General features: G+C 65.0%; 22 protein-coding genes. 11 read left to right on the top strand and 11 right to left on the bottom strand.

The window, feature by feature from the left end; genetic code table 11:
• Positions 1 to 18 precede the first annotated feature (18 nt).
• The 7 genes from prfB to OG405_RS02660 all read left to right on the top strand — a co-directional run bounded on the left by prfB (position 19) and on the right by OG405_RS02660 (position 6,910).
• Positions 19 to 1,140, top strand: coding sequence for a peptide chain release factor 2 (gene prfB, locus OG405_RS02690; protein ID WP_327150050.1), 1,122 nt, complete (start codon positions 19 to 21; stop codon positions 1,138 to 1,140).
• 58 nt (positions 1,141 to 1,198) lie between these two features.
• Positions 1,199 to 2,083: a mechanosensitive ion channel family protein gene (locus OG405_RS02685; protein ID WP_327150049.1), complete on the top strand. Its 885-nt coding sequence runs from the start codon at positions 1,199 to 1,201 to the stop codon at positions 2,081 to 2,083.
• Entirely contained in the window at positions 2,070 to 2,234 is a 165-nt protein-coding gene (locus tag OG405_RS02680; RefSeq protein WP_327150048.1) for a hypothetical protein, read from the top strand. Before OG405_RS02685 ends, OG405_RS02680 begins: the two co-directional genes overlap by 14 nt.
• Positions 2,235 to 2,290: 56 nt before the next feature.
• Entirely contained in the window at positions 2,291 to 2,980 is a 690-nt protein-coding gene (gene ftsE, locus OG405_RS02675) for a cell division ATP-binding protein FtsE (protein WP_327150047.1), read from the top strand.
• On the top strand, positions 2,980 to 3,885 hold the full coding sequence (gene ftsX / locus OG405_RS02670) for a permease-like cell division protein FtsX (RefSeq protein ID WP_327150046.1): 906 nt from the start codon (positions 2,980 to 2,982) through the stop codon (positions 3,883 to 3,885). Before ftsE ends, ftsX begins: the two co-directional genes overlap by 1 nt.
• A gap of 240 nt (positions 3,886 to 4,125) precedes the next feature.
• Positions 4,126 to 5,535 carry an acyl-CoA dehydrogenase family protein gene (locus OG405_RS02665; RefSeq protein ID WP_442790653.1) on the top strand — a complete coding sequence of 470 codons (1,410 nt, stop codon included), beginning with the start codon at positions 4,126 to 4,128 and terminating at the stop codon, positions 5,533 to 5,535.
• 154 nt (positions 5,536 to 5,689) lie between these two features.
• On the top strand, positions 5,690 to 6,910 hold the full coding sequence (locus OG405_RS02660) for an acyl-CoA dehydrogenase family protein (protein WP_327150044.1): 1,221 nt from the start codon (positions 5,690 to 5,692) through the stop codon (positions 6,908 to 6,910).
• 93 nt (positions 6,911 to 7,003) lie between these two features.
• Here the strand turns inward: OG405_RS02660 and OG405_RS02655 are convergent, their stop codons facing one another.
• The 11 genes from OG405_RS02655 to OG405_RS02605 all read right to left on the bottom strand — a co-directional run bounded on the left by OG405_RS02655 (position 7,004) and on the right by OG405_RS02605 (position 14,524).
• On the bottom strand, positions 7,004 to 8,266 hold the full coding sequence (locus OG405_RS02655) for a tyrosine-type recombinase/integrase (protein ID WP_327150043.1): 1,263 nt from the start codon (positions 8,264 to 8,266) through the stop codon (positions 7,004 to 7,006).
• Positions 8,266 to 8,457 (bottom strand): helix-turn-helix transcriptional regulator, encoded by a 192-nt coding sequence (locus OG405_RS02650; RefSeq protein WP_327150042.1) that lies wholly within the window; start codon positions 8,455 to 8,457, stop codon positions 8,266 to 8,268. The genes OG405_RS02655 and OG405_RS02650 overlap by 1 nt, the downstream gene beginning before the upstream one ends.
• 10 nt (positions 8,458 to 8,467) lie before the next feature.
• Positions 8,468 to 10,174: a replication initiator gene (locus OG405_RS02645; RefSeq protein ID WP_327150041.1), complete on the bottom strand. Its 1,707-nt coding sequence runs from the start codon at positions 10,172 to 10,174 to the stop codon at positions 8,468 to 8,470.
• The gene (locus OG405_RS02640; RefSeq protein WP_327150040.1) at positions 10,174 to 10,848 is read right to left on the bottom strand and encodes a hypothetical protein; all 675 of its coding nucleotides are present in this window, start codon (positions 10,846 to 10,848) and stop codon (positions 10,174 to 10,176) included. The genes OG405_RS02645 and OG405_RS02640 overlap by 1 nt, the downstream gene beginning before the upstream one ends.
• The gene (locus tag OG405_RS02635) at positions 10,845 to 11,006 is read right to left on the bottom strand and encodes a hypothetical protein (RefSeq protein WP_327150039.1); all 162 of its coding nucleotides are present in this window, start codon (positions 11,004 to 11,006) and stop codon (positions 10,845 to 10,847) included. The genes OG405_RS02640 and OG405_RS02635 overlap by 4 nt, the downstream gene beginning before the upstream one ends.
• Positions 11,003 to 11,332: a hypothetical protein gene (locus tag OG405_RS02630; protein WP_327150038.1), complete on the bottom strand. Its 330-nt coding sequence runs from the start codon at positions 11,330 to 11,332 to the stop codon at positions 11,003 to 11,005. The genes OG405_RS02635 and OG405_RS02630 overlap by 4 nt, the downstream gene beginning before the upstream one ends.
• On the bottom strand, positions 11,329 to 11,532 hold the full coding sequence (locus OG405_RS02625) for a hypothetical protein (RefSeq protein ID WP_327150037.1): 204 nt from the start codon (positions 11,530 to 11,532) through the stop codon (positions 11,329 to 11,331). The genes OG405_RS02630 and OG405_RS02625 overlap by 4 nt, the downstream gene beginning before the upstream one ends.
• Before the next feature lie 38 nt (positions 11,533 to 11,570).
• Positions 11,571 to 12,872, bottom strand: a complete 1,302-nt coding sequence (locus OG405_RS02620; protein WP_327150036.1) for an FtsK/SpoIIIE domain-containing protein — start codon at positions 12,870 to 12,872, stop codon at positions 11,571 to 11,573.
• Entirely contained in the window at positions 12,872 to 13,114 is a 243-nt protein-coding gene (locus OG405_RS02615) for a hypothetical protein (protein ID WP_327150035.1), read from the bottom strand. The genes OG405_RS02620 and OG405_RS02615 overlap by 1 nt, the downstream gene beginning before the upstream one ends.
• Complete coding sequence (locus tag OG405_RS02610; RefSeq protein ID WP_327150034.1) at positions 13,114 to 13,815, bottom strand: DUF2637 domain-containing protein; 702 nt, start codon at positions 13,813 to 13,815, stop codon at positions 13,114 to 13,116. Before OG405_RS02610 ends, OG405_RS02615 begins: the two co-directional genes overlap by 1 nt.
• Before the next feature lie 250 nt (positions 13,816 to 14,065).
• Positions 14,066 to 14,524 (bottom strand): hypothetical protein, encoded by a 459-nt coding sequence (locus OG405_RS02605; RefSeq protein ID WP_327150033.1) that lies wholly within the window; start codon positions 14,522 to 14,524, stop codon positions 14,066 to 14,068.
• Between the two features lie 191 nt (positions 14,525 to 14,715).
• On the opposite strand from OG405_RS02605, the gene OG405_RS02600 reads away from it, so the two are divergent.
• The 4 genes from OG405_RS02600 (at position 14,716) to OG405_RS02585 (ending at position 20,157) form a co-directional block, all read left to right on the top strand.
• The gene (locus OG405_RS02600) at positions 14,716 to 15,576 is read left to right on the top strand and encodes an AAA family ATPase (RefSeq protein ID WP_327150032.1); all 861 of its coding nucleotides are present in this window, start codon (positions 14,716 to 14,718) and stop codon (positions 15,574 to 15,576) included.
• A gap of 1,510 nt (positions 15,577 to 17,086) precedes the next feature.
• Positions 17,087 to 17,434, top strand: coding sequence for a DUF3592 domain-containing protein (locus tag OG405_RS02595; protein ID WP_327150031.1), 348 nt, complete (start codon positions 17,087 to 17,089; stop codon positions 17,432 to 17,434).
• 262 nt (positions 17,435 to 17,696) lie between these two features.
• A complete protein-coding gene (locus OG405_RS02590; RefSeq protein ID WP_327150030.1) occupies positions 17,697 to 18,332 on the top strand; it encodes a hypothetical protein in 636 nt (211 codons plus the stop codon).
• 205 nt (positions 18,333 to 18,537) lie between these two features.
• The gene (locus OG405_RS02585; RefSeq protein ID WP_327150029.1) at positions 18,538 to 20,157 is read left to right on the top strand and encodes an acyl-CoA synthetase; all 1,620 of its coding nucleotides are present in this window, start codon (positions 18,538 to 18,540) and stop codon (positions 20,155 to 20,157) included.
• Positions 20,158 to 20,248 lie beyond the last annotated feature (91 nt).

The raw sequence follows: 20,248 nt of genomic DNA, 5'->3' as shown, positions 1-20,248 counted from the left end.
CTAGTAGCCTTGAACACCGTGCATCCAGACGTTACCGCCGACCTCGCCGAACTCGACGCGACTCTCAAGACCGTCGAATCGGTCCTCGATATCGAGGAGCTGCGCCGTCGCATAGACGAGCTGGAGCACCAGGCCGCCGACCCCGAGCTCTGGAACGACCAGGATCACGCCCAGCGGGTCACCAGTGAGCTGTCGCACGCGCAGGGTGAACTGCGCCGGGTAGCGGAGTTACGGCAGCGGCTCGAGGATCTGCCGGTGCTCTACGAGCTGGCGGAGGAGGAAGAGGGCGACGCGATGACCAGCGCGTTGGCCGACGCCGATGCCGAGCGCGCGGCGCTGCACACCGATGTCGAGGCCCTCGAGGTCCGGACATTGCTGTCGGGTGAGTACGACAAACGTGACGCGCTGGTCAATATCCGCTCCGGTGCGGGCGGGGTGGACGCGGCCGACTGGGCCGAGATGCTGATGCGCATGTACATCCGCTGGGCGGATCGGCACAAGTACGGCGTCGAGGTGTACGACACCTCCTACGCCGAAGAGGCCGGTATCAAGAGCGCCACCTTCGCGGTCAAGACTCCGTACGCCTACGGCACGCTCTCGGTGGAGATGGGCACGCACCGGCTGGTCCGGATCAGCCCGTTCGACAACCAGGGCCGCCGCCAGACCTCGTTCGCCGAGGTCGAGGTGCTGCCGGTGGTGGAGACCACCGACCATATCGAGATACCGGAGACCGATATCCGGGTCGATGTCTATCGTTCCTCCGGACCCGGTGGTCAGAGCGTCAACACCACCGACTCGGCGGTCCGGATCACCCATATCCCCACCGGGATCGTGGTCACCTGCCAGAACGAGAAGTCCCAGCTGCAGAACAAGGTTTCGGCCATGCGGGTGCTGCAGGCCAAACTGCTGGAGCGTAAACGGCAGGAGGAGCGCGCCCAGATGGATGCGCTCAAGACCAACGAGGGCGCGTCCTGGGGTAACCAGATGCGGTCCTATGTGCTGCACCCGTACCAGATGGTCAAGGATCTGCGCACGAACTACGAAGTCAACAACCCTTCGGCCGTACTCGACGGCGATATCGACGGATTCATCGAATCCGGTATCCGCTGGCGGATGAGTACAGTGCTGCAGGAAGGCTGACGACTCCCGATTCCGGGGTGTCGCAAGCCGTTCGGTGCATGCGAGAGCAGGTGGTCTGATGCATTCGGAGGGGGCCGAGGCCTTGGCGCTGTCGCTGGCGGCGCCGGGGTTGTCTTCGGATGTGACGTCGTGGCTGCGGTCGTCCGGTCTGGAGATCGTGCTGCTGGTACTCGGGGCGATGTTGTTCGCCCGTTTCGCCACCTATGCGCGCGACCGGGTGACCCAGAAGATCGATTCCGGGTTCCGCGGCGGTGACGCGCTGGTCCGCTCCGAGGAAGCCAAGCACCGGCACGCACTGGCACAGGTGCTCACCTGGGTGGTGCTGACCGTCGCCTACGTTCTGGTCGCGATGGAGGTGCTGGGGCGGTTGGGTTTCTCGATGTCGGGCCTGGTCGCGCCCGCCGCGGTACTCGGTGCCGCGCTCGGTTTCGGCGCGCAGCGCATCGTGCAGGACATCCTGGCCGGGTTCTTCCTCATCACCGAACGGCAGTACGGGTTCGGCGATGTGGTGCGGATCGCGGTGACCGGTATCCAGGATCCGGCCGAGGGCACGGTCGAGGATGTGACGCTGCGGGTCACCAAATTGCGCAACCCCGACGGTGAGGTGATCACCGTCCCGAACGGCCAGATCGTGAAGGTCACCAACCTGTCGAAGGATTGGGCCCGCGCGGCGATCGATGTGCCGGTCGCGGCGAGTGCCGATATCCTCCGGATCAACGAAGTGCTGCACGAGGTGGGCGGCCAGGCCTACCAGGACCCCCGGCTCGAACCGCTGCTGCTCGACGAGCCGACGGTGATGGGTGTGGAGGACCTGACCGTGGATCAGATGAATATCCGGATGGTCGCCCGGACGTTGCCGGGGAAACAGTTCGAAGTGAGTCGCGAACTACGGGTGCGAGTGGCCGCGGCCATGCGCCGGGAGGGTCTCAATGCGCGCCCGTAGATCGACGCTGATCCTGGCGTGCGGCTGGGTGGCGACCTTCGTGCTGTACCTGTTCGTGAAACCGGACCAGATCGCTGCGCCGAGACCGGAGCCCGCACCCACTGTTCCCGCCGTGCACCAGGTCCCTGTCCCGGTAGTTCCGGCCCGCTAGCAATCGCGCCACGGTCCCCGGGCCGCTTCGTTATCGAATGGTTACACTGTCTCCTCGTGATCACCCTGCGCAACGTCAGCAAGTCGTATCCGACCGCTACGCGACCGGCGCTGGAAAACATCACCGTCCATATCGACAAGGGTGAGTTCGTCTTCCTCATCGGTCCGTCGGGTTCGGGCAAATCGACCTTCATGCGGTTGCTGCTCAAAGAGGAGACACCGACCGACGGCGAGATCACGGTCGCCGATTTCCGGGTCGACCGGCTGCCGGGGCGGCGGGTGCCGCGATTGCGGCAGCGAATCGGGTGTGTTTTCCAGGATTTCCGGCTGCTGCAGCAGCGAACCGTCGCCCAGAACGTGGCGTTCGCCCTGGAGGTGATCGGAAAGCGCAGGCAGTTCATCGACCGGACCGTGCCCGAAGTACTCGAACTGGTCGGGCTGGGCAGCAAGGGCGATCGGTTGCCGACCGAACTGTCCGGCGGGGAACAGCAGCGGGTCGCGATCGCCCGGGCCTTCGTCAACCGGCCGCTGGTCCTGCTGGCCGACGAGCCCACCGGCAACCTCGACCCCGAGACGAGTTACGAGATCATGCTGCTGCTGGAACACATCAACCGGATGGGCACCACCGTGCTCATGGCCACCCACGATCCGCTGATCGTGGACGGTATGCGCCGGCGTGTAGTGGAGCTCTACGAAGGTCATCTGGTCCGTGACCAGGCAATGGGCGGTTACGAGGTGGGCCGGTAATGCGGGCGGGATTTCTGTTCGGCGAGGTCTCCGAGGGCCTGCGCCGCAATGTCACCATGACCGTCGCGATGATCCTGACCACCGCGGTCTCGCTGACCATGCTCGGCGGCGGTCTACTGGCGGTGCGTATCGCGGACAAGACCGAGCAGTACTTCCTGGACCGGCTCGAGGTTCGGCTGTACCTCACCGAGGACGTCTCCGCGACCGATCCCGATTGCGTGCACGATCCCTGCCGGCCACTGATGGCCGACCTCCAGGCCGTGGACGGTGTGCAGAACGTGCAATACCTGAACCGGGACGCGGCAGTCCGCGAGGCGAAGGAGAAGACCTTCAAGGACCAGCCGGAACTGGCCGAATACGTGAGCGAAACCCCGCTTCCGGCCTCGCTGCGGGTCAAGATGACCGACGCCTCGCTGTATCCGTCGATCTATGAGCAGTTCTACGATCGGCCCGGGGTCGGTATGGTCCGCAACGACAAGGACATCGTGGACCGGCTGGTCAGCCTGTTCGACGGATTGCGCAACGCGGCCTTCGGGATGGCCCTGCTCCAAGCGATGGCCGCACTGCTGCTGATCGCGAATATGGTGCAGATCGCGGCGTTCACCCGGCGCACGGAGGTGAGCATCATGCGCCTGGTGGGCGCGACCCGCTGGTATACCCAGTTGCCGTTCCTGCTGGAGGCGGTGGCCGCCGCCCTGGCCGGTGGCCTGCTGGCCACCGCGGGTCTTTTCGTGGCTCGGCCGTTGGTGATCGACCGCGCGCTGGGCGACCTGTTCGCCAGCAATGTGTTTCCCCAGATCACCTTCGACGATATCCTCACCACCGCCCTGATGGTCATGCCGGTCGGCGTACTGTTCGCCGGGCTCACCGCCTACGCGACCCTGCGCTGGTACGTCCGCGAGTAACCGGTCACCGACGCCGGAAACCCGGCCCTCGGCTCCCATTCGCGGTAACTCACCGACCGAGGTCCGCCCGCCCCGCCGCACGGGGCGGGCGGTCGCGGTTTCCGCACCTGCGACTTCGGCCGGGATGTCCACTCACCAGGAACCGTGGACCACTCGACGCCGTTCTTACTCAGCAGTAAGATAGCCTTACTCCGCAGTAAGATACCCGGGGTCCGACCCTCACCCCCGCGCGAGAAACAGGTGATGATGAGCATTCGAGACAGCGCTACCGAGCGGCGGTCGCACAACGGCGTCCGCCAGGAGAACGGGGTGGGCCTGCACCAACCCAAACGGGACTGGATGGGCGCCGCTATGCGGGTCATGTCGTCCATCACCGGGTCGGAGCTGGCAGAAAAGTACAACCTGCGCAAACCGATCGACCGGGCCGCCTACCAGAGCACCAAAACCGGTTTCCGGACCCTCGGTGCGGCCACCCGCGCCTTCAACAAGGTCGCCGGCGGCGGGACACCCAAGCGACTACCCGACAACGAGTCCAAGACCAAGGACTACTTCGACCTCACCCCCACCGACGAACAGCAGATGATCGTCGAAACAGTGCGCGAGTTCGCCGGCGAGATCCTGCGTCCGGCCGCGCACGACGCCGACGAAGCCGCCGCCGCGCCGAAGGATCTACTCGGCCGGGCCGCGGAACTGGGTATCACCCTGATCAACGTGCCCGAGGAGCTCGAGGGCGCAGCCACCGAACGCGGTGCCGTCACCAACACGCTGGTCGCCGAGGCCCTCGCACACGGCGATATGGGTCTGGCCCTGCCCCTGCTCGCGCCCAGCGGCGTCGCGGTCGCCCTGTCCCAGTGGGGTACCGATGCCCAGCAGCAGACCTATCTGCCTGCCTTCACCGGCGAGAACGTCCCGCAGGCTTCCGTGGTCATCAGCGAACCGCGCGCCCTCTTCGATCCGTTCAGCCTGCAGACCAAGGCCGTCCGCTCCCCCAGCGGCTACCGGCTGACCGGGGAGAAGAGCCTGGTCCCCGCCGCCGCCTACGCCGAGATCTTCGTCGTGGGCGCCGAACTCGACGGCCGCCCGGCACTGTTCGTGGTCGAATCCGACGCCAAAGGCCTGTCGGTGGAAGCCGATCCCAGCATGGGCCTGCGCGCAGCCGGACTCGGCCGGCTGGTGCTCGACAATGTCGCCGTCGCCGCCGACGCGATCCTCGGTGAGGGCGACGCGAAACAGCACGCCGCCGACTACCGCGACGCCGTCCAGCTCGCCCGCCTCGGCTGGGCAGCCCTGGCCACCGGCGCCGGCCAGGCCGTCCTCGACTACGTGATCCCCTACGTCAACGAGCGCGAAGCGTTCGGCGAACCGATCAGCAACCGCCAGGCGGTCGCGTTCATGGTCGCCGATATCGCCATCGAGCTCGACGGCCTGCGCCTGGTGACGCAACGTGGTGCCGCCCGCGCCGAACAAGGCCTGACCTTCGCCCGCGAAGCCGCACTCGCCAAGAAGCTGGCAGCGGACAAAGGGATGCGCTTCGGCCTGGACGGGGTCCAGCTGCTCGGCGGCCACGGCTTCACCAAGGAACACCCGGTCGAACGCTGGTACCGCGATCTGAGGGGTATCGCGGTCGCCGAAGGTGTGGTGCTCGTGTAATCGGCGCCGCCTTCGGCGTCGCGGGTTCGGGGCCCGCCCCGAACAAAAACAGTGACCGTCAGTCGGACGAGCTGAACATCCGGCCGAGACCCGAACACTCTGGGTGGACCACCCACCTCCGAACAACTTGCCGGTTCATCGCCAGGAGATTCTCATGATCAATCTCGAACTTCCCAAGAAGCTGCGGGCCAGTGCCAATCAGGCGCACCAGGTGGCCTCGCAGATCTTCCGTCCTATCTCGCGCAAATACGATCTCGGCGAGCACGAGTACCCGGTAGAGCTCGACACCATGGCCGCCATGGTCGACGGCCTCAGCGATTCCGGTACGCAGAAGATCAGCGGCGCCAGCGGGGGCCGCTCCGACGATGAGGCGCCCAGCACCGCTGTGCTCCTCAACGCCAACGGCGGCAATATGTCCGCGCTGCTCAACGCCCTGGAAACCTCCTGGGGCGATGTCGGGCTGATGCTGTCCATCCCATATCAGGGCCTGGGCAATGCCGCCATCGCCGCGGTAGCCACCGATGAGCAGCTGAAACGTTTCGGCAAGGTGTGGGCCTCGATGGCGATCACCGAACCCAGCTTCGGCTCCGATTCGGCCGCGGTCACCACCACGGCCGTCCTCGACGGTGACGAATGGGTGCTCAACGGCGAGAAGATCTTCGTCACCGCCGGTCAGCGCTCCACCCATATCGTGGTCTGGGCCTCGGTGGACCGCAGCCTCGGCCGCGCTGCCATCAAATCGTTCGTGGTCCCGCGCGATGCCCCCGGCCTGTCGGTGGCCCGGCTCGAGCACAAACTCGGTATCAAGGCTTCCGACACCGCGGTGCTGCTGCTGCAGGACTGCCGGATCCCGAAAGACAATATTCTCGGCAGCCCGGAAGTGAACGTGGAGAAGGGCTTCGCCGGGGTCATGCAGACCTTCGACAACACCCGGCCCATGGTCGCGGCCATGGCCATCGGGGTCACCCGCGCCGCGCTCGAGGAACTGCGGGCAATCCTCACCGACGCGGGCATCGGGATCTCCTATGACACCCCGGCCAACAATCAGCACGCCGCGGCGGCGGAATTCCTGCGAATGGAGGCCGACTACGAATCGGCCTATCTGCTGGCGCTGCGGGCAGCCTGGATGGCCGACAACAAGAAGCCCAATTCACTCGAGGCGTCGATGTCCAAGGCGAAGGCGGGCCGCACCGGTACCGATGTGACGCTGAAGTCCGTCGAACTCGCCGGCGCGGTCGGGTACTCGCAGCGACTGCTGCTGGAGAAGTGGGGTCGCGACGCCAAGATCCTCGACATCTTCGAAGGCACCCAGCAGATCCAGCAGCTGATCGTGGCCCGCCGGGTCCTGGGCAAGACCAGCGCCGAACTGAAATAGGCAGGTCAGACACGCAAAACCGGTCCGAGTCGCCACAATGACTCGGACCGGTTTCGTGTTTGCAGCGGGAGCACTCACCACCTGTATCAGCTCTCAGGCCGCCTGTAGGCCGTCAGCCGCGGGGAGCTCCCATAGGCCGGCGGCATCATCGACGGCCTGGCGCGCCCGCTCGTGACTGGACGGGAGCAGGTGGGTATAGACCCGGAGCGTGAATCCCGGATCCTCGTGTCCCAGGTAGTCAGCCAGCTCCTTGACACTCACCCCACGCCCGAGCAACTTGGACGCGTACAGGTGTCGCATAGCGTGCATACCGTCGGTCCGATTCCGGTAGGCCAAATCCGCTTTGCCGAATGCCGGTTTCCAGACGATCTTGTTGAACAGGTCACCGCTCAACGCCCTACCATCGGCTTTGACGATCAGCAGGCGAGCAGTCGCCAACTCGCCAGTTGCCGAGCCCCAAGGCAGAGTGACCGGCTGAGCCGGGAACCGCTTCAGGTGGCTATCGATCACATCGAGCAGTGTCCGCGACAGCGGGGCGTACCTGGTCTTTTCCCGCTTCGGTAGAGCGAACATCAGCGTGCCCTTGACGTACTTCACCTGACGCCGCACATGCACGGTCATCGCCTCGCGATCGATATCGTCCGGAGAAAGTCCGAGCACCTCACCTTGCCGGAGGCCCAGCCCGATCCCAATCGGCACCACCACCGAATACCGGTCACCGACCACGGTCACACCACGACGAACCAGGGCGACGCGTTCATCGGGCCAGATCTCGACCTTCGGGCTACGACGAACCGGCCGGCGAACCGTTTTTGCGCGGCACGGGTTCTCCCGAATCAGCCGATCATCCACGGCCGTCTCCAGCACACCAGCCACGACGTCGAACAGCACCGCCTTGTAATTGTCGGCGTACTTCCGTTCTTCGAGAGCGCTCACCCAGTCGCGAATGGTCGATGCCGCGATACGGCCAACCGGGAGATCACCGAACACTGGATAGATCCGCGATTCGAGCCGACTACGCAACGCTTCCCGGGTTGCGGGGTCGGCCGACTGAGCACGAACCCAGCTCTCGGCTTGTTGCCGGAACGTCTTCTTGGATGAACGCGGGTCGATGTACTTGCCCTCGCGCTTATCCGATTCGACCTCGATCAGGAAGTCGTCCGCGCGCTTCCGTTGCCGATCCGGAAATGACTTCGACCGCTCGAAACCCCCAGGGGGGATGTAGCGCACCCTGTAGCGCATCCCACGACCGTAGAGCTCCGTCTTCTCCATCACCGGCTTGCCTCGGCTGTTCAGGATGATGTTGTCGTCCTCATCCCGTTTCGGCCGCTGCCAACGATCCTCGACGTGCCCCATCAGGCCGCCTGCGCTTCCGGCTCAGCCCATGCCCGAACCGTCACCGGGTTGTATCGCAGGTGACGGCCCATCTTTCGGACCGGAGGCCCCTGCCCCAGCCACTTCCACTGATACAACGTCTTAACCGGGACATTCAGGAAGTAGGCCGCTTCCTCCACCGTCCACAGCCGATCTTCTGGCAGGTTCATCATGATCGCCCTCTCATGCTGCTTCCGCGATTGCCGAATATTCTTGGAGTGCTGGTGGACCGGCCGCGAGCAGTGCGCGGGTGTACTCGGCACGCCAGGTTTTGCGCTGGGCAATCGCCGACATGATCAGGTGATCCCGGGGCGGTGCCGAGCGGTCGCCGGGCCGGACGATCGAGAGCTTCAAATGTGAGGTGTCGGGTTTGACGATCCCCACCGAGGCGAGGAGTTGCCGAACAAATTCGGCGCGGTCGGCCTTGTGATCCGGGAGGGTCTTGTTCGACCACTGCCGGGAGACCAGGACTCGGCGTCCGGGCAGGCCGAGGGTGTCGCGGCGGTGTGCTTTGCCTTTGCAGCGGCCGGGGATCGTTTTCTCGGATGCCCCTTTGGGGACGACGCCGTAGCGCAGCCAGATCGGGCAGCGTTTCGAGCAGGGGGTGTGCTGGAGTTCGGCGTGGAGCCGGTTGTAGTGCCGGCGAGTGCGGTCGGAGTCTGTGTCGAGGACTTCGGCGATGGACTTTGTGAGGTATTTCGTCACATACCCGATCGCGCGATCGGCTTTGCGGCCCGGGACATGGCCACGGATGTCTGCGCGGTCCATCTGTTCCCCGAACCGGACTACGTGCGCGGGTTCGAGGTCGTCGACGTCGTCGAGGAGGTTTTGCACGTCGTCGAAGTCCAGCAGCGGGGAACCGGTGTCGGGGTGTACGAAGGTCATCCGGGTCGGGTTCCAGGTCGGGACGATGTCGCCGGGGTAGGTCTCGCTGTCGCGGTCGTGCGGGGGCCACCAGATGTTGCGGTAGGTCGCGGCGGTGACCTGGCGGATGATGTCGCGGGGCACGGTGCCTCGGATCAGGATGTGCAGGTGGGGTGCGCCGCGTTTCTGGGGTTCGACGGTGCCGTAGTACTGGATGTTCCAGCCGACCGCGCGGCGGAGGTTCTGGATCCATCGGTCGACCAACGCCGAGAAGTGGACGACATCGTGGGCGGCACGCTGGTAGTCGTAGTTGTTCGGGTTGACCGGTGAACCGTCGCCGACTGTTTCGCCTTTGTCGTTGACCGCGCCGTCTCGGTTGATGGCGCCGTAAGAGGGCATCGTGAGGGTGATGAACATCGAGGGTTGATGCCCGTCGGCGTAGGTGCGGCCAACCGTGGTTTTCTCGACCTTCAACCGTGGCAGGTTCGGGACATCCTGGCGGCGGCGCGTGGACCGAGTACGCCGGGCTTTGGGCTCGGTGTCGAGAGCGGGCAGACGTCCCCGGAACCCGGACTCTTTCATCTCCGCATCGAGATCGGCGACGACTTCCCGGATACCGGACATCATGTCGGCGTCGCCGTCTGCTTTGGCTTGCTGGTAGGTGTCGAACAGGTCCGAACGGGCGGCCAGCAGCGCGGTTTGGTGTTCGGTGGGGTCGGTCTTGTCGGTGTCGGGTTCGTGGTCGAGATGCCAGCCCTCGCGGCATTGGGTGATCCGCAGGAACCGGGCTTTGTCGGCGCAGGCCGGGCACACCGAGGCAATCGTGGACTTACACGGAGCCGCGACGTACTGCTCGGTGACGGTTTTGGGGTCGTAGGCCAGCATCGGTATCGGGCGGACACAGATGTGTTCCTGCTGGGCGAGTTCGTGGGCGACATCCCGGAAGTCCGGCAGGCTACGACGCTGGGCGGCTGTCTGCCGGACCGGGACGACCCCGCTTTCGGTCGAGGCCGTGGTGGTGTCCATCAGGCGGGGTGTCCTTCCAGCTTGGTCCACTGATCCACCCGAGGTGCGAGCACTGTGTCAGCGAGGGCGTCACCGTGGCGGAAGCGGAGTTCGACGGTGGCGGGGCCGATGATCGAGGCGTGGCATTGCTCGGCGTTGAACGCGTGGGCGATGGTCTCGGTACGCATCTCGTAGTCGGCCGGCGACTGGCCTTCCAGCATCCGCAGCTGCACTCGGTCGGTGCCGTCACCGATACCGACGGCCAGGAGTTTCGGTGTGGCGGTGCCGGTTTCGTAGGTCATGGCGAGGCGGCAGGCTTTCATCAGCCGGGCCCAGTTGCGGCGATACCGCCACCAAGTGAGGAACCGGGTCCGGGCACGGTCGGTGATCCACCGGTCGAACATGTCCGGGCGGGTTTTGCGCCACAGCAGCAGCACGGCCGTGAACGCGACCCCGATTGCGATCCCGGAGGGCAAGCCGACCAGCACACCGGCGGTGATCGCGAGGGCGAGTGGGAGGGAGATCGGCGGGAAGAGGATCGCCCAGTGGACAGCGACCCCGGCGCCGATGATCAGGTACCAGCCGGTGTTGAGGACGGCGAGGCCGAGTAGGTCGAACGGGTCACGGCGGTTCCGGGGGCCGGTGGTGACGGTGGCCGTGGTCGAACCGGTGGTGAGCGTGGTCGTGAAGTTCATGACAGGTTCTCCGGATCGAACAAATCGAGTTGGTCGGGGCAGGGTTCGTGCAGGTTCTTCCGAACCCGGCGGGGCTGTTTGCGGGGGGTGTGGTCGGTGGCGTGCACGACGAAGTGGAGACGTTCGTTCGGCTCGTCGGTGGCCGGTGTGCCGGTCATGCCGCTTGCCCCGATCCGTCGATCCGTACCGGTGCAGCGCGGCGGGGAGACTGCCCGGCCTGGTCGAAGGCATCGTGGAGGACACCCTGTACTGCACCGAGCACAGCGATGGCGTCGTCAACGGTCATGGTCAGTTGGAGGATTGCGGTGAACTGTGACTCTTTGTGCACGGTCACCTGCACCAGGTCCTGACCGTTGGGACCGTGTTGGAGGCTGGCGAAGACCTCTCCGGTATCACGGAGGCGGCCACGATCAGCTGAGACGGTGACCCGGCCGAAGTCCATGCCCTGACCTGGTTTCCAGTAGCTACGGACTGGCTCGCTCATGCCGCCCACCCCGAACCGTCGTCGCCGTTGTCGTGGTAGGTGGTGAAGTCCCAGCCCGGGATTTCTCCGGTGTCGGCGAGCATGCCCACAGCGACGGAGATGGGGTCGTGTCCGGCGCGTTCGAGAGCGCAGCGGCGGCGAGCGGCCAGGTCGATCACATCGGCAGCCATAGTGGGGGCGGGGATCGTGTTGCGGGTCATGGGTTTTCTCCGTTCGCGGTATGAGGTGGGTCGCGGATTCATGCCGCGATCGGGTCGAGTTCGTCGCCGAAATCGTCGGGGTCGAACCCGCTGTAGTCGCCCTGTGGGGACAGGTCGGGCTGTGCCGGGGAATAGGTGTCGACGATGCGGGTGATGTCGTCGTCGGAGACCCAGAAGGCACGGACCCGCTGGAAATCCTTGGAGCCGTCTTGCCCGACGTAGGCGACACCGGGTGTGGTGGTGGGGATCTCGTGGCAGCGCGCACCGCGATCCTTGGCACCTTGGCCGTGGACCATGGTCGTTTGGGCTGGTTCGGCGAAGCGCAGACCGATCCGGGTCGAGAACAGTTGCCGGTTGGGCATGTTCTCCTTCGACGGGTCCTGCACCGCGACGATCACGCTGTAGCCGACCGCACGCCCCTGGGTGAGGATCAAGCCGAGCAGCCGCAACCCCTCAGCCACCTGCTCGCGGGTCGCGAACGCCGACAACGCCGCGTACTCGTCGATGACGACGACCTTCAACGGTTCCTCGGCACTGGGTGTGAATTTGCGGATACCAGCGGCTTTGAACCGGGCCGCACGCTCTTGCATCTCGGCCTCAGCGGTTTTGAGCATGCCGATGATGCCGTCGGCGGTCCACTGGAAATCGGTCCACAACCGGTCTTCACCGGCACCGAACTCCATGCCGCCCTTCGGGTCACCCAACAGGATGTCCACCAGTCCGGCCTTGATCGCGGGACCGAGACCGTTCACGATCGACCACAACACGCTGCCTTTGCCCGACTCCGTAGCACCGGCGATGAGGATGTGGGAGTACATGACCCTCAGCCGCCACAGGTCGTGGTCCTCGGTCACCCCGATCGGCACAGCTTCCAGATCCACCCCATAGGCCAGCAAGCCAGTGACCGGGGACGAGTCGGCAAGGGTGTCGACGGTGCGCAGTTCCAGGTGCACAAACCCCGGAGACGGACTGGTCACCCGGACTTCGGGAACGGCGAAGTAGGCGGCCAGGGCTTCGCGGGTGGCGTCGGCTGCCCAATGCTGCAACGACTGTCCGCCCAGCATCTGGACTTCCACCAGCATCCCGGCATCGGTCAACGTCGCCGCCGTGATGTTCGGGTATCCGGTCTCCCAGGAGCCGAGGCCCAGGGCAGGCCACATCAGGGCCAGCTGTGCGGAATTGGTGACGATCGAGGCCGCCGGGCCCAGTTCCACCGGAACACCGGCGGTTTCGTCGGACGAGGCAGGGTCGGTGACACCGTCGAGGCGACGCCAGCGCCACATGGTGTAGGCGGTCACGGCCGCCGAGCCACCGAAGATGAACAGATCAGGCGAAAGCATCACACCACCCCCTGACCCTGCGGTTTGCCCAGGTCGCACAACAGGCGGCAACCCCGAGCATCGGCGGGCGGAACGGGGGTCTCGGTGCAGAACATGGTGCAGTCCTTGGCCGAGGGCGGCTTGTCCTCGCAGAACATCGAGCACGGAACCGGAGCAGGAGCCGCGACCGCATCGGCGGCGGGGCCGGTGACCAGCAGCGGCACGAGGACCGCGACGGCCAGGACAGTGGACTTCGAGAACATCAGGCACCCCCAACAGGGACAGCGAGCGGCAGCATCGTTTGCACCGGACGCGAGGAACGAACAGGACGAGTCGGCACGAACGGAGCCGGAGAAGCCGGGGCCGGGACCGGATCGGGAACCGGGACCAGGACAGGCACAGGCGACACGGCCGGTTCGGGATCGGAAACCGGATCGGTTACCGCTTCGGGAACAGATTCGGGAGCAGATTCGGCCGGCACAGGAACCGAAGCGGGTTCGGGATCGTCTACCGGTTCGGGCTCGGATCGGATCTGGGTGGGTGGATCCGTCGCGACGCGGAACAACAACGCGAGGCCGTGCGTGTCGACCAGCAGCGATATCGGAGCCACCGCCGCCACGAGGGCCGCAGCCCAACCAAGGGGTGAGTCACTGGCGACAACAGCGTGCACGGAGTTCCCGGCGATCGAGACCAGGGAACCGACAACCAGCACCCCGAGGAAGAACCGCCGCTCCGCCTTGTGGTTGGCACACACCAGGACACCGAACGTGGCCAACAGGATCGTGCCGTCCACGATCAGCGGGAACAACCACGCATCCGCCACCGGCATCCCGGCCAGTTTCGCGAGATCTTTGAGGGTGGAGAACGACAGCCGGAACGCTGCCGCCCCCACACCGAGGATGATGAGTGCGGCGGACCAGCGCGCAAGACGCATCATCCCCGCCGACCGATCCGCCGCCCGCATCACGACACCCCGGCCTGAGCAGGACCAGCCGGTGAGGTTTCCGCCGCATCGTGTTCAACCAGCGCGGCCGACAACTGAGATACCAGGTCGCGAGCCTCATCCGGGGACAACCAGGCAGTACCAGAACCCTCCGAGAACCGAAGCACCATGTGCGCCGGGTAATCGACATCCCCGAGACCGAGAGGTATAGCCCGGAGGTACTTCACCGTGATCGGCTCATCGGTCGCGACATGCAAACCCAGGCGAGCCATCACGCGGCCTTTCCGGCCGGACGAGCCGCACCCTGATCAGCCGGAGCCTGCTTCGCACCCGAGTTGTCCCCCGCGAAACCGGTCGCCCGGATGTTCCAGCCGATCGACTTGAACTCGCCCTGACCAGCCATCTTCGGCTTTACCTGCAACCCCTCCAACACGATCGGCCGCATACCGGGCGCAAGCTCCGGAGTCGAGGGAACCGGCATGACATCGGCGACGAACACCAGATCGAAACTCGCCTGCTTCGCGTTCGGTGCCGCCGGATCGGTGACGGTGGCCTTCCACAGCCGCTTACCGGAACCGTTGCCCTCCGCGTCCAGATCCTGACGCTGACGCTTCGGGGCATTGCGGTCGGCGTTGAACTCCAACATCGGCTCGACCTCACCCAGCAGGAACAGGCCCATCGGGAACGCGTCGGTGAACGCCGGGGTGAACCACAGATTCTTCATAGCCATGTTGAAATCTCCTCAGTCTGGGAAAGTCCGGTGATTTCCGGTGATTCAAGAGTAGCAACTGCTTTCGTTAAGAAGCAATTGCTTTCCTATCACCGAGACCAAACCGTTACATTCACTGAGAATCCCCAGGTAGTGGCGTCAGAACCAACTGCTACCCTCTAGGGCGCAACTGCTACCCGAAGGAGATGGCCGTGCCGGAACCGAAAAGCCAGCGCTCGTTACCTGCGCACTTGCGGGTCGCGCAGGCCATCCGGAATGACATCGAATCGGGCCGCTTGCGAGATGGCCAACGCCTTCCAAGCACCCGGGCGCTCGCCGACGAATGGAAAGCCAGTCAGCTCACGATCACCAAGGCGATGGAACAGCTTGCGGCCGATGGATACATCGCAAGCCACGATCGGTCAGGCCGAATTGTGACCACGCCGACATCTGTAAGCCTGGCAATCGCCCCACCGGTTCGGCCTGTCCGACCCCGGGTTGTATGCGTCGGCGGTTACGCAGGAAGCGGCAAAAGCGAGTTTGCGAGAACCCTTGCGCGAGAGACGAGTTGGGCAATTCTCGATAAGGACACCATCGCCCGGCCGATCATAGAACCCGCCCTTGAGGACCTTGGATCGACGATCGACGATCGAGAGTCGGACATCTACCTGAATCGGATACGGCCTCGCGAATACGAGGCACTGGCGGCCGTCATCCAGGACAACCTTGAGGTCGGAAACTCGGCGATAGCCGCTGCGCCGTACCTTCGCGAATTCGCCGACCAATCCTGGCTTGAGAACATGATCGCTCGCGCCGAGACCGAGGGCGCAGACGTGACGTTTGTCTGGGTACGGTGCTCACTCGCAACCATGCTGATGTACCTCCGTCGTCGAGGTGCCGCGCGAGACGCGTGGAAGTTGACACACTGGGAGGACTACAGCGCCAGGGTGGACCTCGATTTTCGGCCAGAGGTGGCGCACGTCGTCATCGACAATGACCCCGACAGCCCTCCACTGCGGAAGCAGGCTCAGCTACTGATTGAGAGTTTCCGCCGCGAGTCTGCAGCCCAATGAATATCGGTGTGCTGCTCTACGGCCCTCCAGCCAGCGGCAAGGACACCGTAACGGACGCACTCTCGCGACTAGACCCTCAATTCCAGCTGTTCGAGCGCCTCAAAGACGGCCCTGGGCGAACTGCTGGCTATCGAATGATCAGCCCCGAGCGATTCAACCAACTACGTGACTCCGGCGATCTCATCTGGACGAACACTCGCTATCGAGCGCGCTACGCGATCGATCGCTCCGGCCTGCTTCAGCTCCTGGAAGCCGGATGCACACCAGTCGTACACGCGGGTCAGCCAGAGGTGATCGGTGCGGTAGTTGCTGCCACGCCTACCGTTAGTTGGACAGTCGTCGAGCTCCATATGGACCGAGATTCGGCCATCTCTCGGATTGCGGCACGGGCAACCGGCGACTTTGCCGAACGCCTTGCTGCATGGGATGAAACCCCGCCGCTTACATCTCCAGCACTCACAATCAACACCACCCTCACTCCCCCGGACGCAGCAGCGAGCCTCATTCGGTCAACAGTCTGCAACTGAGACTCACCCCGGTTGGTTTTTCGACGGACGTCACCACCGCGCGGGTTGTTGCCGAATTTCGCCATATAGGTTCAAGAGCGGCGGCGCCTGCGCGCCGCCGCCACGCAACCCGGCGTGGCCTGGCTGCGCTGGCGGCCCCACCGGGCGCGTCGGCGGCACGCTGACGCCACCCGCTTCCGATCCGAGATGGTTGATTTCGATAACCGAGAAGTGTGGGAACCACGAGAGCCGTACCCGGCTTGCTCTCCCGCAGCCCGAGAACGAATCGGCCGGCAATCGCTCGTGGGGCCTGGCTGTGGTCCGGTCGCAGGAAGTTCGACACCGATCTGACCTGCGCGGATGGATTGCCGAAAGAATCTGGATGGCGACATCCGTACGTGGGGACTGGGCTGGTTGCGTAATCCCTGCCTCCTCATGGCCCGATTGTCTGACCTCACTCGGCCGAGTCAAGGGAAAGAGCGCCCTTGACACGACCTCCCTCAGCTCAGGATGGCCAGTATGAGGAAGCAGGGGAAGGGAAGTCACCCGGCTCGACGCCAGGCCGTATCCAGGCCGTCGGACGCCGGAAAAGCACCAGAACACACGAGAACTCCTGAGATGCATTCTCGCAGCTCAGGAGTGAAATATCGGGGATTACGCCAGCTCGGCCCTAACCGGCTGAAAGATCCTCGACATCTTCGAAGGCACCCAGCAGATCCAGCAGCTGATCGTGGCCCGCCGGGTCCTGGGCAAGACCAGCGCCGAACTGAAGTAAGCCGGGCGCACACGCGAAACCGGTGTGGTCCGCTGGGGGGATCACACCGGTTTCGGCTGTCGGCCGAAGAGCCTTTTCGCCTGCGCCGGTTCTCGGACCGCGTCACCGGAGGGAAGTTCCCCGATTCCTACCGCCTCGTCCACGACCCGGTAGGAAGGACACGTGCAGGATTCGCTCGCCGCTCGCATTCACTCCCACAACCTCGTCATCTCGCTGATCGCGGGGACTCGTGACAGGTACCGCAGTCGAATTCGGCCACGAACTCACCGACAACACCAAGGGCAGCCGCCCCGCCGGCTCCTCCCTTGTCCTCGAGTTCACCACCGCCGCCGGGAAAACAGTCCGGTTCGACGGCGACGCGGCCGCTTCCACGCTGTACACCGATATCGGCGATCGGGTTCCGGTCCGCTACGACCCCGAGAACCCAGGCCATGCGATGGTCGACAGAGATTTCCTTTTCTTCCGTCTCACCTTCTTGCCCCTGCTGCTTGGCGCATCCGGCGCCGCGGCGCTGCTGGCAGTGGGTTGGGCGATGCTGGTCTCCCGGAACGCACCAACGGCCGAACGCAAATCCTGATACCGACGCTGTCGCGCTCAGGTCAGGGGCACACCCGGTGCCGGATACGAAACCGCGACCGACCGGCTGCGCGGCGGTTCTGGACACCACCGGGGCCGAGTGACAGTGTGTGTGCGATCGGACCGTCCGGATGGGCGGCGCCGGATCCGCGTTCCACTCGACACCCCGCCGCGCCGGGACGAGTTCCACCCGCTCCATCAGCTGCACCTGTACCGAGTCACTGAGCAGTACCCCGGACCTCGCATCTGCAAGGAGACTGGTTATGCGCATATCGGCCTTTGCCCGTCGACTCCTCACCTCGGCCGTCGTAACCGCTGCGGCGACCGTGCTGTTCACCGGGCACGCGACCGCCGAACCCGCCCAGGTCGACTGGGAGGCGGCCACCCAGGCGCTGCACACCGCCACCGCCGGCGACCCGGCCGCCGAGCGGGCGATATCCCGACTGCTCGGCGACGCGAGAATTGCCGAGGCCTCCCGTGATGCCGCCCTGCCCGCGCAACCGTTCCAGATCCCCGCCGAATCCAACGTGGGCCGCGGCGGCGGACCCGGCATGTACGGATCCGGCCTGTCGCTGAACATCGACGGCTTCCGGTTCGGATTCTTCGGCGGACCGGGAACGATCGCCCCCAACCAGACCGGTGCGCGGCTGGATGTGGCGTGGCTGAATCTCGACAACGGCCGCAGCGGTATCGAGCAGCTGACCGAGCATATGGACATCATCGCCGACACCACCATCCGCACCCGGGCCATCGACCCGGGCCCGGGCATGATCGTCGCCGCCGTGTACGGCAACCTGTGGCATCGGTGGCCGGTACCGGTGAGCACGGAGCATCCGGACGGATTCCAGTACGTGCGCGGGGATATCACTCTCCCGTCGATGGGCGCGGTCTACAACTGACAGATAGCCGCAGGCCGGACACCGGGGTGTGTCGAATATTCGACACACCCCGGGCCGACCAGCTCCACGACCCGCCGGGTATGTCTCTTTTGTCCGGAGCGTATCTTGTGAGCGATTACACTTTCACTGCTACGGTGACCACCGATATGCCGTTCGGAATCGCTAGGTCGAGTACCGACGCGAGGATCTGTGGAGGTGTTCGAAGGTGAACCTGGCGCACACGCTGGAAGTCGTCAAGGCATACGGGCTGCTGCAGTCCACGGGATTCATCGATCTGAAGAATCCGGGGGAAACGCTGCGGACGCTGAAGGATTCCAAAACCTACATCCCGCAGGCCACCCTGATCATGCATTCCGCGCGGATCGCGCCGGACGCGCCCGGTCTGGCCGACGAGCGCGGCGAGCTGACCTATCGGGAACTGGACGAACAGTCCACCAAGATCGCCCACGGGCTGCGCAACGCGGGAATCACCGAGGGCACCGTGATCGGTATCCTCGCCCGCGATCATCGCGGCCTCATCCTCTCCATGGCCGCCGCCGGCAAACTCGGCGTCAAGATCGCGCTGATGAACACCGGCTTCGCGAAGCCGCAGTTCGCCGAGGTATGCGAACGGGAAAAGGTCAAGGCGGTTCTGCACGACAGCGAATTCTCGGGCCTGCTCGACGCCCTGCCTGCGGATATGCCCCGATTCCTCACCTGGGTCGACGAAGGTTCCGAACTGCCGGCGGGCGCGAGGACACTCGACGATCTCATCGCCGAGAACGGCACCGAGCCCCTGCCCGCCCCGGCGAAACCGGGCGGTTTCATCATCCTCACCAGCGGCACCACCGGCCTGCCGAAGGGCGCCCCGCGCGAGAAGGCCAGCCCGCTGGCCACCGCGCAGTTCCTGGACCGGATGCCCTTCCCGAAGCGCAGCACCGTCGCCATCGTCTCACCGATCTTCCACAGCACCGGTCTGGGCACCTACCTGGTGAGCATCGGGCTCACCAACAAGATCGTCATGCGGCGCCGGTTCGACGCCGAGGCCACCTTGAAGATGCTTTCCGACCACAAGGCCGAACTACTGGTCGCCGTGCCGACCATGCTGCACCGGATGGTGGAACTGCCCGCAGAGGTCCGCGCGAAGTACGACACGTCCGCACTGAAGGGGATCGTCCTGGCGGGATCCGCGTTGTCACCGGAACTGTGTGTCAAGGCGACCGAGGTGTTCGGCCCGGTCCTCTACAACCTCTACGGCTCCACCGAGGTCGCCATCGCCACGGTGGCCCAGCCGGCCGATCTCGCGAAAGCGCCCGGAACCGTCGGCCGCCCGCCGCTCACCTGCGATGTCCGTCTCTACGACGACAACGACAAGGCGGTGACCGCGAAAGACGTCACCGCTCGGATCTTCGTCCGCAGCGGTGCCCCCTTCGAGGGCTACACCGACGGCCGGCACAAGCAGATCATCGACGGTTACATGTCCAGCGGCGACGTCGGCCATTTCACCGAGGACGGCCTGCTCATGGTGGACGGTCGCGACGACGACATGATCGTGTCCGGCGGTGAGAACGTCTTCCCGCAGGAGGTCGAGAACCTGCTGCTGGAACGCGACGACATCTTCGACGCCGCGGTAGTCGGCGTGGACGATGCGGAGTTCGGCAAACGACTGCGCGCCTTCGTGGTCCCCGAGCCCGGCCGCACCCCGGAGGAAGCCGAGATCAAAACCTACGTCAAGGAGAACCTCGCCCGGTACAAGGTGCCGCGCGAGGTGGTCTTCCTCGACGATCTGCCGCGTAACCCGACCGGCAAACTGCTGCGCCGGGTGCTGGTGGAATACGAGGTCTGACAACAGTTCTCGACAGGGAAACCGGGAATGTTCACAGTATTATCCCGGTTTCCCTACTGTCCGAGACAATGGGATGGACGTCCCGCGCGCG

Origin of the sequence: Nocardia sp. NBC_01329 (genome assembly GCF_035956715.1) — a bacterium.
Classification (GTDB): domain Bacteria; phylum Actinomycetota; class Actinomycetes; order Mycobacteriales; family Mycobacteriaceae; genus Nocardia.
The sequence above is the reverse complement of the archived record's forward strand: the minus strand, read 5'-3'. Positions and strand labels throughout refer to the sequence as shown.